Here is a 13,583-nt window from a genome sequence, read left to right as displayed (position 1 = left end):
GAGAAGGCCATGAGCTTCAGTGAGAACGTGCGTTCGGCCTTCCGGCGGGGCGAGACCGACGCCGTGGTGCGGATGAGCGAGGCCGAGATCGAGCGGGCGCGGGCGGCCGGCGACCCGGCGGGTGAGGTGGAGGCCCGCTACAGCCTCGCCCGGGTCGCCATCCGCGGCGGCGACCTGGCGGGCGGGGCGGCCCGGGCGCGCGAGGCCCTGGCGGTGGCGATGCGCTCCGGCGACCGCGCCCTCGAGGAACGGCCGAGGCACGTGCTGGCCGGCGTCGCGCGGATGTCCGGCGACCTGGTTCGGGCGCGGGAGCTGTACCGGGAGAGCATCGCGCTCAACGAGACGCTCGGCCAACCCAAGACCGTCAACTCCGAGTATCACAACCTGGCGTTCTGCGAGCTGGGGCTGGGCAACCTCGACGTGGCGCGGACGCTGTTCGCCGAGAACCGCGAGCGGGTGTTCGACAACGGCTGGGCCGACTTCGTGCCGTACGTCTGCGTCGCGGGCGCCGCGCTCGCGACCGCCGAGGGAGATCACCTGCGGGCGGCGCGGATGATCGGCGTCGCGGATGCCGCGTTCGCGGCGCTCGGCCAGGTGCCGGACCCGGACGACGCGGCGGACCTCGCCCGGATGCGCGCCGCCGCGGTCGAAGCGCTCGGCCCGGCCGCCTTCGACGAGGAGTACGCCGTCGGCCAGCTCCTCGAACCGAGGGCGGCCTTCGCCGCGTAGCCGCGCTAGGCGGCCCCGGGTGAGGTCGAGGCTCGGGCGGCGGTGACGACCCGTCCCCGCTCCGACTCCGGGAAGCGGTCGAGCATCGCGCGGACCTCGTCGGCGCTCACGTTGGCGCCGAACAACTCGCTGCCCGGTTCGAGTCGTACCCCCTCGGCCAGCGGGCCGGCGACGACCGGATCGAAGCCGAGCGCGTCCACCAGTGTCGACACCTCGGCGACGTCGGCGCTGTCGTCGCCGGCGATCGCGATGGCCTTGCGCCCGGCCACCCCGGCCGGTCGGGCCTCGTCCTCCAGGTCGTGATAACCCATATGGTTGAACGCCTTCACCACCCGGGAGCCGGACAGGAACGCCTGGACGATCTCGCTCGACGAGGTACGCGGGTCGGTGAGGTCGTCGCGGATGCCGTCGATCTCCCACCAGTAGTTCATGGCGTCGACGACGAGCTTGCCACGCAACGCCTCGGCGGGGATGCTGCGGTGCTTGCCCAGGGGTAGGGCGAGGACGACGATGTCGGCGTCGGTCGCCGCGTCCAGCGCGGTGGTGGCCTCGGCCCCCGGGGCGAGCACCTCGACGGTGAGGGCGATCTTCGCCGGGTCGCCGGAGCCGGCTACCCGTACCCGGTAGCCGGCGGCGACGGCGAGCCGGGCGAGCACGGTGCCCACCTTGCCGGCACCGAGGATGCCGAGGGTGGCAGGCCGGCTTCGGTCGTTGTCGGTCATGTCGTCCTCTCGCGGGGAAGTGCGGTCAGGCCAGCAGTTCGCGGACCATGGGGATCACCTTCGAGCCGTACAGTTCCACGGCGCGCATGCGGGCGCTCGCCGGCTGTGCTCCGGCCGAGTAGATGAGGTCGAACCGGCCGACGCCGAGGCTGCGGATCGCCCGGGCCATGCGGCGGGCCACCGTCTCCGGTGAACCGATGTAGAGGGAGCCGTTCTCCACCTCGGAGTCGAACTCCTGGCGGCGGATCGGCGGCCAACCCCGCAGTTTGCCGATCCGGTCCCGCATGATCCGGTAGTGCGGCCAGTAGATCTCCTTGGCCTCCTCGTCGGTGTCGGCGATGAAGCCGGGCGAGTGCATCCCGACCGGGTGCGCGGTGGTGCCGAGTTGCGCGGCGGCCCGGCGGTAGAGGTCGATGTAGGGCGCGAAGCGGTCGGGGGCGCCGCCGATGATGGCGAGCATGAGCGGAAGCCCGTACTGGGCGGTGCGGACGACCGACTGCGGCGAGCCGCCCACGCCGACCCAGGTGTCCAGGCGACCCGACTCGGTCTTCGGGAAGACGTCGGCGTTCTCCAGCGGGGCACGCAGGGTGCCGCTCCAGGTGACCGGTTTCTCGTCCAGCAACTTCACGAACAGGTCGATCTTCTCCTCGAACAGCGTGTCGTAGTCGCGCAGGTCGTAACCGAACAACGGGAACGACTCGGTGAACGAGCCGCGGCCGAGGATGACCTCGGCCCGGCCGTTCGACAGCGCGTCCACGGTGGCGAAGCGCTGGAACACCCGCACCGGGTCGTCCGAACTGAGCACTGTCACGCCGGAGGCCAACCGGATCCGCGAGGTGCGGGTGGCGATGCCGGCCAGCACCGTCTCCGGTGTGGAGACGGAGTACTCCGGACGGTGGTGCTCGCCCAGGGCGATGACGTCGACCCCGAGCTGGTCGGCGAGCACCGCCTCGTCGACGACCTGCCGGATCGCCGCCGCGTGGGAGACGAGATTGCCGGCGTCGTCCTGCGGTACGTCACCGAACGTGTCAAGGCCGAACAAGAGATCAGACATGGTTGGGCTCCTTCGCCAGCAGCTCCCGGACCCGTGGCGCGACCGCACTGCCCAGCAGGTGGATCGTGCGCGCACGGGCCTCGCGGGGCAGGTGCATGATGTCGTACTTCAGGTCGAAGCGGCTCAGCCGCAGGTCGCGAGCGACGGTGGCGATCTTCTGCGCCACCGTCTCGGGTGAGCCGACGAACAGCGCCCCGTGGTCGATTTCGGCCTCGTAGCGCGCGCGGTCCGGTTTGTAGAAGCCACGTTCGGCGGCCAGGGCTGCCGCGACCGGCTGCCAGTACCGCCACCACGTCTCGACCGCCTCCTCGTCGGTGTCCGCGACCAGGCCGAGGGAGTGCTGCCCGATTGGCGGCAGGGTATGCCCGAACTGTTCGAGCGCCCTGGTGTAGAGGTCGACGTGGCCGGCGAAGCGCTGCGGACGCCCGCCGATGATCGCGAGCATGAGCGGAAGTCCGTGCCGGGCGGCGCGGATGACCGAGTTCGGGCTTCCCCCGACCCCGATCCAGGTCGGGATGCCGCCGGCGGGCATCCGTGGGTGCAGCCGCTGCGCGGTGAGCGGGCTTCGTACCGTGCCGGACCAGGTGACCGGTTCGTCCTGTCGCAGCCGCAGGAAGAGGTCCAGCTTCTCCTCGAACAACCGCTCGTAGTCGGCGAGGTCGTAACCGAACAACGGGAACGACTCGGTTGCCGAGGCGCGGCCGAGGATCAACTGGGCCCGGCCGTTGGAGACGGCGTCGAGGGTGGAGAACTCGTGGTAGAGCCGCACCGGGTCGTTGGTGCTGAGCACGGTGACCGAGGTGCCGAGACGAATTCGCTCGGTCGCCGTCGCGGCCGCCGCCAGCAGCACGGGTGCCGCCGAGTCGTTGTGTCCCTCGCGGTAGTGCTCACCGACGCTGAACACGTCGAGTCCGGCCGACTCGGCGAGCCGTGCCTCGTCGACGAGTAGCCGTACGGTCTCGGCGTCGCTCAGGGTCCGGTCGCCGTCGGTGGCGACCTCCCCGAACGAGTTCAGCCCCAGCTCGAAGTCTGCAGCTGCCATCGTCCCCTCCTCGGTGCTCAGCCGGCGAGCTGCGGAAGCAGACCTACCGGTTGACGTGTCAATGATGCTAACTTGGCAATTGACACGTCAATTCCCAGGAGAGTGAGATGACGGACGCCACACCGGCCCGGCGGGGGCGCCAGCTCCCCACCGCCGACGAGCTGCGGATCTGGCGGGACTTCATCGAGACGACGGCAGCGCTCGGCTCCCGGCTCGAGTCCCGGTTGCAGAGCGACTCCTCGCTCTCGACGGGCGACTACGCCGTGCTCCTCGCCCTCAGCGAGGCGCAGGGTCAGGCGATGCGGTCGTCCGAACTCGCCGCGCACATCGGGTGGGAGCGGAGCCGCCTCTCGCACCACCTCGGGCGGATGGAACGGCGCGGCCTGATCCGCCGCCAGGAGTGCGCGACGGTGCCCCGTGGCGCCGAGGTGCTGCTCACGACAGCCGGCGCCGAGGCGTTCAAGGGCGCCACCTTTCCGCACCTGCGCGCCATCCGTGAACTCTTCGTCGACGCCCTCACCCCGGACCAGATCGTCGCGGCGGGCGAGATCGCCACGGCACTGCGAGCGCGCCTCGACGCCCTGCGCGCGGAGTGACACGCCAGGGCGGCTCCCCGGCACTATCGCATTCATAACTGTAAGTGCGCGGGCGATTGCCGACAGCTACGTCCGGGTGGTCCAATCCTCCAGAAAGCCGCCACCCCGCCCGCCCGCGGGGGACGGCGTCGGCCGCGCCGCCCGGGAGGTACGTCCATGAGCGAGACCGCCACCGCAGAGGCCCACCGGGTCGGGCCAGAGCAGTCCCGCCCGGGACGTACCGAATCGGTGCTGCCGGAACTGCGGGAGATGTGGTGGGAGACGGGGGTGCGGGCGCGCGCCGAGGCCGGCGTCTTCGCCGTCTTCGCGGAGTTGCCCAGGTTGGTGTGGACCGCACTCGGCATCAGTTGGCGCGCGGACCGGCTCCGTACCGGTGTGGTGGCTGTGGCCACCGTCGGCGCGGGGGTGATGGCGGCCTTCGGACTGCTGGCCACGCAGCGGGTGCTGGTGGAGTTGTTCGCCGGCGGGCCGACACCGGACAAGGTGCGGGCGGCACTGCCCGCGCTGGTCGTGCTGGCCGTGACGGTCGCGCTCCGCGCCGGGATGGGCATCGCCACCGGGTACGCGCAGAACGGGCTGACGCCCCGGGTGAGCCGGGAGGTGGAGCGGGGCCTGTTCGAGGTGTCCACAGCGGTCCGGTTGGAGGCGTTCGACGCGGACGCGTTCGCCGACGACATGGAACGCGCCTCGCGGGGCACCGAGTCGACGATCGGGCTGGTGCAGGCGTCGATGAACCTGCTCGCCGGGCTGGCCGGCCTGCTCGCCGTGGCGGCTGCCGTCATCATCATCCATCCGCTGCTGCTGCTGGCGCTGCTGGTCGCCACGGTGCCTACGGCATGGGCGTCGTTGCGGGCCGGGCATCTGCGCTACCAGACGTACACCGCCGGATCGGTGCGCCGACGTCGACTGTGGCTGCTGCACAAGTTGATGGCCGAACGTGCCTCGGCACCGGAGTTGCGCTCGTACGGTCTGCGCCGGTTCCTGCTCGACCAGTACGACCGGGTGATGCGGGTGGAGACCGACATCCAGCTCGCCCTGGCCCGGCGCGTCACCACGACCACCACTGTCGGAGCGATCATCGGTGGCCTCGCCACCGGCACCGTCTACGCCCTGCTCGGGTTGCTGCTCCTGGACGGGCAGATCCCGCTCGCCGCGGCGGCGACCTGCGTCATCGCGGTGCAGTCCGCGCAACGGTCCCTGGCCATCGCAACCTTCCAGGTCGACCACGTCTACACCGAGGGGCAGCACTTCGGCGACTACACCGGCTTCATGACCCGCGCTGACGCCTACCTGCCGGGCAACGCCGACGACGAAGCCGGGGCCGCCCCGGGCCGGCTGCGGGAGTTGACGGTCAACGGGGTGAGCCTGCGCTATCCCGACCGGGACACCCCGGCCGTCGACGGCGTCACGTTGACGATCACCGCCGGGCAGACGGTCGCGTTCGTCGGGGAGAACGGCTCGGGCAAGACCACCCTCGCCGCGATGATCGCCGGCCTGCGCGTGCCTACCGCTGGCGGTATCGAGTGGAACGGCCGCCCGTTGTCGGAGCTCGACGTCGACGGGCTGCGGGCCCGGATCGCGGTCGTGACGCAGGAATACCACAAGTGGCCGTTCACCGCGGCCACGAACATCGCCATCGGCGACGTCGACAGCGAGGCCCGGCAGGATCGCATCGAGGCCGCCGCCGGCCGCGCGGTCGCCCACGACATGATCAACGAACTTCCGCACGGGTACGAGACACTGCTCGACCGGACCTTCGCGCGCGGTCAGGACCTCTCCGGTGGGCAGTGGCAACGCATCACCGCGGCCCGCGGCTTCCTGCGCGACGCCGAACTGCTGATCATGGATGAGCCGTCCTCCGCGCTCGATCCGCGCGCCGAGGATGCCCTGTTCCAGGCCATTCGGGACCGCAGAGGTCGCGCCACCACGATCCTCATCACGCACCGGCTCGCCAACGTCCGGCACGCCGACCGGATCTTCGTCCTGCACCACGGCCGACTGGTCGAGGCCGGCTCACACGCCGACCTCGTCGCCACCGGCGGCCGGTACGCCGAACTGTTCGCCCTCCAGGCCGCCGGCTACGACGCGAAGCTGAGGGACGGCCACCGGCCCGCACCGAGCTCCCACTGAGGACGCCATCGCCAGCCCCGGGTCAGACCTTCTCCCGTTCCCCGCCGAGCGGCTAGGCTTCCGCGCATGTCAGGGTGGCGCGGCCGTTCGGCGAACACGGCCCTGGTGCTCGTCGTCGGCCTGATCGCCCTCGTGGGCCTGGTGGTGCAGTCGCGCGGCCTCGACACCACCGCCGAATGGGCGGCCCTGCCGGTGGTGCTGCTCTCGTCCGGCGCGCTGTACGTCCGCCGGCGTCACCCGGTGCCGGTGGGCGTCGTGGCGCTGGCCGCCGTCGGCGCGTACGGGGTGCTGCTGCACCGGCCCGGCCCGATCATGCTGGTATTCGTCGTGGCGCTCTACACCGTCGTCGACGAGGGGTATCTCGCGGTCGCCATCGGGCTGGGTCTCGCCTCGGTGATCGCCTTCGCCGTGGCGGACAGCTACAACCGGTCCCCGACCAGCATGAACGGGGCGACACTGCTGCACGCGGGCTGGCTCGTCGCGGTCATCGTCGGGGTGACCCGCAACCGTCGCGCCTACCTCGCCGAGGCGCAGGCCCGAGCGGCCGCCGCCGAGCAGCGGATGGAGGAGGAGGCCCGGCGGCGGGCCACCGAGGAGCGGCTGCGCATAGCCCGGGAACTGCACGACGTGCTCGGCCACCACCTGTCACTGATCAACGTGCAGGCCAGCGCCGCGTTGCACCGGCCCGATCCGGTCCGGTCCGAGCAGGCCCTCACCGCGATCAAACAGGCCAGCAAGGAGACCCTGCACGAGTTGCGCGCGACGCTCGGCGTACTGCGGGAAGAGGGTGCGGGGGCGGCAGTGCCCGCACCCGGTCTGTCCCACCTCGACGATCTCGTCAGGACGGCCGGTCGGCCGGAGTTGGAGATCCGCACCGAGTTGGCGGAGACCCGGTCGCTGCCACCGGAGGTCGACCTGGCGGTGTACCGGATCGTCCAGGAGGCGCTCACCAACGTGGCACGGCACGCGGGTGCCACCACGGCCGTGGTCCGGGTCCGACCCGACCACGACGACGTGCTCGTGGAGGTCGAGGACGACGGCACCAGCCAACCGGGTACGCCGGGCAGCGGGATCGTCGGGATGCGTGAGCGGGCGCGGGCACTGGGCGGTTCGTTGAGCGCGGGCTCGCAGCCGGACGGCGGCTTCCGGGTCTGTGCCCGGCTGCCGGTGCGGTCCGGCCCGGCGGGGGAGCGGGAATGATCCGGCTGCTGCTCGTCGACGACCAGACCCTGGTCCGCGCCGGTTTCCGATCCATCCTGGACGGCGAGGACGGCATCGAGGTGGTCGGCGAGGCTGCCGACGGCGCGCAGGCGGTGCGGCTCGCCCGGCAACTGCGGCCGGATGTCGTGCTCATGGACATCCGGATGCCCGGGCTGGACGGCCTGGCCGCGACCGGGGAGATCGTCGGGAACTCCGACGCCCGGGTCATCATCCTGACCACGTTCGACCTGGACGAATACGTCTACGGGGCGCTGCGGGCCGGCGCCAGCGGCTTTCTGGTCAAGGACACCGAACCGGCCGAGTTGATCCACGGCGTGCGGGTGGTGGCCCGGGGCGACGCGCTGATCGCGCCGTCGATCACCCGTCGGTTGATCGCCGAGTTCGCGGCCCGGGCCGGGCATCCCGACCCGGGGCCGCGACTGAGCGTGCTCACCGAACGGGAGCGGGAGGTGCTGGCGCTGGTCGCGGCCGGCCTGTCCAACGACGAGATCGCCGCGCGACTGGTGCTGAGCCCGGCCACCGCCAAGACACATGTCAGCCGGATCATGACCAAGGCTGCTGCCCGGGACCGGGCCCAGTTGGTGATCCTCGCCTACGAGTCCGGCCTGACCGTGCCCGGTTGGCTCACCCGCTAGCGACCACCGCCTCCGGGCTGGCCGGCAGAGCCACCGGCCGGCGTCCTGATCGGTCAGGCGGTCAGCCGGTCGGTCAGGCGGTCAGCCGGTCGGTGCGGCGGGCGCGGGCCAGCGCCAGCCCGCCGAGGGCCGCGCTGATCACCCCGACCACCACTGCCACGTAGGCCCCACCCAGCCCGTTGCCGGTGCCGACACCGCCGTCGGAGGTGACCACCACCAGCGCGCCGAGCGCCAAGCCGATCAGGCCCGCCGCCAGGGCCAGGACGGCTCCGAGGCTGCCCGAGCCGGTGCCGATGCGACTGGCGGGGCGGGCCAGAGCCAGCCCCCCGACGACGGCGCCGGCCAGGCCCAGCAGGACGGCGGCGCTGGCACCGAGACGCCCGGAGCTCATGGAGAGCGCAGCGGCTGCGGTCGACTGGGCCGAGGCGTGCGCGGCTGCCGGCGCGCTGAGCGTGATCCCCCCGATTGGGACGGCTACGGCGGTGGCGAGCAGGTGGCGGACGGACATCGTGGTTCCCCTCGGTCGGCTGACGACTACATGCGGCAGCGTAGGAACGGGACCGCCCGCGAGTCGTCATGCCGGAGTTGCCAACGGGCCTACCACCCGGGATGTACGCGCTCGCAACGGCGTACCGCCGCGGTTGTCTCCCCGGGCTTGCCCGGCCCCACGACCCCGGCGCGAGCTGAGCGGGAATGGCCCTTGACCTGGGGTTTTGTCGGATCCGAGCAGTGGCGTTCACGGTCTGCGAGTGGTACGACTGATGCATCGGACCAGGTGGTGCGGGTTCAGGAGGTGACATCCATGCTTCTCACAAGCACCCCGCCTCGACACCGGCCCTGCCATCTAGCGGCCGTGGAGATTCCGCCCCAGCGGGGGATCGCGGCGCCGTCGTCGACGCCGAGGGCACCATGACAAGTCCGGAGAACACCGAGGAAAAGGCGGCTGCCTACGCCCGCGGTCTCGACGCGGGTCGGATCGAGCAACGTCTACAGGGGCACGATGAGCACCTGCGAAAGATCAATGGTTCGATCGACTCGATGACGCAGGCTCTCCAATTTCTCACCGAGGAGCTCCGCGCCAACGTCGCCCTGTTCAGCGCCAACATGACCGCAGACCGCCGGGACACCAGCGAGCGGGAGAGGATCGCCGCCGTGCGGGTGGAGGAGGCGGGCATCGTCGAATCCCAGAGGACGGTCCGGTGGACGGCGTGGCAGCGCTGGTCTGCCGTCGCCGGCGCGATCATCCTGGTGGTGAACTTCGGCCTGGGTCTCTACCTCGCGTTCGGCCGTTGACCGGGTGGCAGCGCTGGTAGCCCGTGGACCCGGGGTGTTGAGGTCAACAACCGCGTCACTGCATTGAGGAGTCGCCACCCGATCTGGGCTCCAGCACCACCACAGTGGTTTCCGACGATCGCCGCGCCGCGTGGGCCTCGAAGTTCTTGTCGGCCCCGCGCCAGCGTGGCCACAGTCGCGCCCGCTCGTCGGCGGTGGCGGCCCGGCCGCGGACCAGCCGCCGCCCGTCGGCCAGGTCCACCGACGCGTCCGGGTGGGCCTGCAGGTTGAGCCACCAGGCGGGGGCGCCCTCGCCCCACCCGTTCATCGCCACCCCGACCAGGTTCGGGCCGTCCTCGAAGTACGCGAGGATGACGCTGCGCTGCTGGCCGGTGCGGCGACCGGTGGTGGTCAGTCGCAGCGTGCCCCAGCGGTGCTCGCGCGGCCGCCACAGCCCGACCCGGCTGCCGGTGACCCGGTACAGACCCCGGTGCACCGACCAGGCCAGCCGGATGAACCACCGCGGCGGCAGCCACGGTGCCTTCGTCTCCTGAGCATCGGACATGACGACCTCCTCCACCGACCACTGCTGATGGCCCGGCAGGCTGCCGTATCCGGTAACCCCACTGTGGACCGAGAGCCCAAGGTCTCCCGGCGTGAGCACAGCTTGCGTCCTGTTGTCCATGATCCGACCGAGGAACGGACCGATCGGTGGAAGCCCCGTCTCGGCGGCAGCCGGGTGAGCTACCGCTGCCAGGCGTCGATGGCGCGTACGCCGTCGCGCACGACCCGGTCCAGGATGGCCGGGTTGCCGCTGGTGCCCTCCCACCCCTGGTCGTTGAAGACCGTCACCGCGCTGTCGACGCGGGCCACGGCGATCTGGCTGGACGCGGTGCCGCCGGTGCGTTCGCCGTTCAGGCTCGTCTCCGGCCAGGTCCGGGTCAGCAGCAGCCCCTCGCCACCGACCCCGGTCAGCACCTCGCTCTTGACGGTGACCCGGTTTCCGGCCTGCTCGTAGGAGGGACACGCCTGCACGGCGGTGCGAAGCCGGTCCAGGTAGGCCGAGGCTCCGGCGCCGTCGAAGGTGAAGATGGTCTGGTGGATCATCCCCTGCGGCACGTTGCTGGCGGGCTCGCCGGCCGTCTGGTAGGTGACGGTCATCGCGGCGCTCGCGGTGACCTGCCGGCCGCCGGTGCCGAACTCGTTGCCGCACAGCGTCGGCAGGGCCTCCTCGACGGGTGTCGTCCGTCGTGGAGACTTCCGCAGCTCGGCGGGCAACTCGACGAAGGCCGAGGTCGGGATGGTCACCCGGGTGCTCGCGCTCGGAGATGGTGACTCCGTCGGGGGCGTTGACGTTGCCGCGCTCGTCGGTGCGGTGGTCGCCGGTGCGGAGCCGGGCGGATCATCGGTGGTGGTGCAGGCGGCGGCCAGCGCGATGGTGCCGAGCAGTGGGAGCAGCGCGAGCGAGCGTCGGGTACGCGCCGGTGGCAGTGGTACGGATCGGCTCATCATCACCCCTTGTCTGTGCCGGGAAGGTGCCCAGCACCGCGCCGACCGAAACGATCACCAGGCGGCGCGGGGATCGACCGGGCCACCGGAATTGAGGTGTCGTCACATCGACCGGGCCACTAGGCTGCCCCGCATGACCAGCGTAATCGCTCACCGCACCACCGGACTGTCGGGTGACGTCCAGGTCGGTGCGGAGCGACGCCGGCGACCCGTCGCCCGCCCGCGCTGACCTGTTCCTGCGACCGGCGGATCGAGCCGCCGGTCGTTCGCTGGTCGTCCTCGGTCCGCCCGCATCTCCCCGTCAACGGCTCGCGTGACAGCGCGGGTCCGAGCGAGATCGGCGTACCCATGGATCTTGAAAAGTTGTTGTCCGACCGGCTGGCACCGGCGTTCGCGGCGGTGGCCGGCGGCCCGGTCGACCCGCTGGTGCGGCGGTCCGGGCGCGCGGACTTCCAGTCCGACGCGGCGCTGGCGCTGGCCCGGCGGCTCGGTCGCCCGCCGCGGGACATCGCCGGCGCGGTGCTGGCCCACGCGGTGCTCGACGACATCGGCGTGTCGGCCGAGGTCTCCGGGCCGGGTTTCATCAACCTGACACTCGCCGACCGGGCGCTGGCCGACCTGGTCGCCGGGCTGGCGGGCGACGCCCGGCTCGGCGTGCCGTCGACGGCGACGCCGCAGACCGTGGTGGTCGACTACTCGGCGCCCAACGTGGCGAAGGAGATGCACGTCGGGCACCTCCGCTCGACCGTCATCGGTGACGCGGCGGTGCGGCTGCTGACCTGGCTCGGGCACCGGGTGGTGCGGGTCAACCACCTGGGTGACTGGGGGACACCGTTCGGCATGCTGATCGAGCACCTGATCGACCTCGGTGAGGCCGAGGCCGCGCAGCACCTGTCGATGGGCGACCTGGACACCTTCTATCGGGCGGCCCGCGTGAAGTTCGACGAAGACGAGGCGTTCCGGGAACGGTCCCGGCTGCGGGTGGTCGCGTTGCAGGGCGGCGACGAGCGGACCCGGCGGCTGTGGCGGCTGCTGGTGACGCAGTCCGAGCGGTACTTCCTGACCGTGTACGACCTGCTCGACGTGGGGTTGTCCGGCGACGACTTCCGGGGCGAGAGCGCCTACAACCATCTGCTCGCTGGTGTCGTCGACGACCTGGACCGGCTGGGGCTGCTGCGGCCCAGCGGTGGGGCCGAGTGCGTCTTCCCGCCCGGGTTCACCGGCCGGGACGGCGCGCCGTTGCCGCTGATCGTGCGCAAGAGTGACGGTGGGTACGGCTATCCGGCCACCGACCTGGCCGCGCTGCGGCAGCGCGTCGGCGAGCTGGGCGCGACCCGGCTGCTGTACGTCGTCGGCCTGCCGCAGCGGCAGCACTTCGCGATGGTGTTCGCCGTCGCCGAGGCGGCCGGTTGGCTCCACCCACCGGTCCGGGCCGAGCATCTGGGCTTCGGGTCCATCCTCGGCGCCGACGGTCGGATGCTGCGTAGCCGGGCCGGTGAGTCGGTGAAGCTGGTCGGCCTGCTGGAGGAGGCGGTCGCCCGCGCCACCGACCTGGCCCGCAGCAGAAACCCGGACCTGGACACCGAAGCCGCCGCCGAGATCGGCCGCGCGGTGGGCATCGGCGCGATCAAGTACGCGGACCTGTCCGTCGACCGGACCAAGGATTACGTCCTGGACTGGGAGCGGATGCTCGCGCTGGACGGCAACACCGCGCCCTACCTCCAGTACGCGTACGCCCGGATCCGGTCGGTGCTGCGGCGGGCCGGGACCGCCGCGCAGCCGGATGCGCCGATCGTCCTCGCGCAGCCGGATGCGCCGATCGTCCTCGCGCGGCCGGACGCGCCGATCGTCTTCGCGCAGCCGGCGGAGCGGGCGCTCGCGGTCGAGCTGCTCGGCTTCGCCGGGGTGGTCGGCGAGGTGGAGCGGAGCCTCGAACTCCACCAGCTCGCCGGGTACCTGCACCGGCTGGCTACCGCGTTCAGCGCGTTCTACGAGCGCTGCCCGGTGCTGCGCGCGTCGGACGAACTGCGGGAGAGCCGGCTGCTGCTGGCCGGGCTGACCGCCCGGACCCTGCGGCAGGGGCTGGACCTGCTCGGCATCCGAACGTTGGCGCGGATGTGACGGGCCGGCTCCCCGGCCCCGGTCAGCGGGCCCGCTTCGTCGCCCGCTTCCGGGGTGGCGTCAACAGGTCGGCGATCTGCGCGATCGCGGCGGGCACCAGGCGGTAGTACGCCCAGACCCCACGCTTGTCGCGTTCGAGCAGGCCGGCCTCGGTGAGGATCCGAAGGTGATGACTCACCGTCGGTTGAGAGAGATTGAGCGCCGACGTGAGGTCACTCACTGACGCCTCACCCTCCGGCGCGGACTGGATCAGGCTGAGCAACCGGAGTCGCGCCGGATCGGCGAAGGCCTTCAGCACCCCCGCTAGCCGCTCGGCATCGGCCCGCTTGATGGGATCGCCGGTGAGCGGCGAGATCGCAGGCATGGCAGTTTTCGCAGTTCCCACGCCTGCCATAGTGACACCAACACCATCAATAAACCGGCAGAAACCGACACCAGCCCTCCGATGGCGTCCAGATGGCGCAACGACGCCACCGAACGTGAGTCGAACGCCGACGTCCGTGGTGGCGGACGGGGCGGGGGGTGGGGGGGGCGGCGGCCGCCCGGCCGGCC

Annotated in this window: 14 protein-coding genes; 7 read left to right on the top strand and 7 right to left on the bottom strand. The window is 71.7% G+C overall.

Features of this window, described 5'->3' with window-relative positions:
• Positions 1–9: 9 nt before the first annotated feature.
• Positions 10–729, top strand: coding sequence for a tetratricopeptide repeat protein (locus KBX26_RS14660; RefSeq protein ID WP_210865631.1), 720 nt, complete (start codon positions 10–12; stop codon positions 727–729).
• 5 nt (positions 730–734) lie between these two features.
• Here the strand turns inward: KBX26_RS14660 and KBX26_RS14655 are convergent, their stop codons facing one another.
• The 3 genes from KBX26_RS14655 to KBX26_RS14645 are packed head-to-tail and all read right to left on the bottom strand — an operon-like array spanning position 735 to position 3,547.
• Positions 735–1,451, bottom strand: a complete 717-nt coding sequence (locus KBX26_RS14655; protein ID WP_210858690.1) for an NADPH-dependent F420 reductase — start codon at positions 1,449–1,451, stop codon at positions 735–737.
• Positions 1,452–1,476: 25 nt separating this feature from the next.
• Complete coding sequence (locus KBX26_RS14650) at positions 1,477–2,505, bottom strand: LLM class flavin-dependent oxidoreductase (RefSeq protein WP_030333914.1); 1,029 nt, start codon at positions 2,503–2,505, stop codon at positions 1,477–1,479.
• The gene (locus KBX26_RS14645; RefSeq protein ID WP_210865630.1) at positions 2,498–3,547 is read right to left on the bottom strand and encodes an LLM class flavin-dependent oxidoreductase; all 1,050 of its coding nucleotides are present in this window, start codon (positions 3,545–3,547) and stop codon (positions 2,498–2,500) included. The genes KBX26_RS14650 and KBX26_RS14645 overlap by 8 nt, the downstream gene beginning before the upstream one ends.
• A 107-nt stretch (positions 3,548–3,654) precedes the next feature.
• On the opposite strand from KBX26_RS14645, the gene KBX26_RS14640 reads away from it, so the two are divergent.
• The 4 genes from KBX26_RS14640 to KBX26_RS14625 all read left to right on the top strand — a co-directional run bounded on the left by KBX26_RS14640 (position 3,655) and on the right by KBX26_RS14625 (position 8,129).
• Positions 3,655–4,143: a MarR family winged helix-turn-helix transcriptional regulator gene (locus KBX26_RS14640; RefSeq protein WP_210865629.1), complete on the top strand. Its 489-nt coding sequence runs from the start codon at positions 3,655–3,657 to the stop codon at positions 4,141–4,143.
• A 249-nt stretch (positions 4,144–4,392) separates the two neighbouring features.
• The gene (locus tag KBX26_RS14635; protein WP_210865742.1) at positions 4,393–6,273 is read left to right on the top strand and encodes an ABC transporter ATP-binding protein; all 1,881 of its coding nucleotides are present in this window, start codon (positions 4,393–4,395) and stop codon (positions 6,271–6,273) included.
• 66 nt (positions 6,274–6,339) lie between these two features.
• Positions 6,340–7,473, top strand: a complete 1,134-nt coding sequence (locus KBX26_RS14630; protein ID WP_210865628.1) for a sensor histidine kinase — start codon at positions 6,340–6,342, stop codon at positions 7,471–7,473.
• Positions 7,470–8,129 (top strand): response regulator transcription factor, encoded by a 660-nt coding sequence (locus tag KBX26_RS14625; protein ID WP_030333925.1) that lies wholly within the window; start codon positions 7,470–7,472, stop codon positions 8,127–8,129. The genes KBX26_RS14630 and KBX26_RS14625 overlap by 4 nt, the downstream gene beginning before the upstream one ends.
• Before the next feature lie 73 nt (positions 8,130–8,202).
• Here the strand turns inward: KBX26_RS14625 and KBX26_RS14620 are convergent, their stop codons facing one another.
• Positions 8,203–8,637, bottom strand: a complete 435-nt coding sequence (locus KBX26_RS14620; RefSeq protein WP_210865627.1) for a DUF6223 family protein — start codon at positions 8,635–8,637, stop codon at positions 8,203–8,205.
• A gap of 401 nt (positions 8,638–9,038) precedes the next feature.
• Here KBX26_RS14620 and KBX26_RS14615 point away from each other — a divergent pair, with 401 nt between their 5' ends.
• Positions 9,039–9,422: a hypothetical protein gene (locus KBX26_RS14615; protein ID WP_030333927.1), complete on the top strand. Its 384-nt coding sequence runs from the start codon at positions 9,039–9,041 to the stop codon at positions 9,420–9,422.
• 55 nt (positions 9,423–9,477) lie between these two features.
• Here KBX26_RS14615 and KBX26_RS14610 read toward each other — a convergent pair whose 3' ends face one another.
• Positions 9,478–9,966, bottom strand: coding sequence for a nitroreductase/quinone reductase family protein (locus tag KBX26_RS14610; RefSeq protein WP_210865626.1), 489 nt, complete (start codon positions 9,964–9,966; stop codon positions 9,478–9,480).
• Between the two features lie 179 nt (positions 9,967–10,145).
• Entirely contained in the window at positions 10,146–10,910 is a 765-nt protein-coding gene (locus KBX26_RS14605) for a hypothetical protein (RefSeq protein ID WP_051708625.1), read from the bottom strand.
• 348 nt (positions 10,911–11,258) lie between these two features.
• Between KBX26_RS14605 and argS the strand changes: the two genes are divergently transcribed.
• Positions 11,259–13,031, top strand: a complete 1,773-nt coding sequence (gene argS / locus KBX26_RS14600; RefSeq protein ID WP_210865625.1) for an arginine--tRNA ligase — start codon at positions 11,259–11,261, stop codon at positions 13,029–13,031.
• Between the two features lie 22 nt (positions 13,032–13,053).
• Here argS and KBX26_RS14595 read toward each other — a convergent pair whose 3' ends face one another.
• Positions 13,054–13,395: a helix-turn-helix transcriptional regulator gene (locus KBX26_RS14595; protein ID WP_030333934.1), complete on the bottom strand. Its 342-nt coding sequence runs from the start codon at positions 13,393–13,395 to the stop codon at positions 13,054–13,056.
• Positions 13,396–13,583: the final 188 nt, after the last annotated feature.

It is taken from the genome of Micromonospora sp. C97, from assembly GCF_018070385.1.
GTDB classification, from domain to species: Bacteria; Actinomycetota; Actinomycetes; order Mycobacteriales; family Micromonosporaceae; genus Micromonospora; species Micromonospora parva.
Note: the sequence above shows the minus strand (reverse complement) of the source record. Positions and strands in the feature narration are given on the sequence as shown.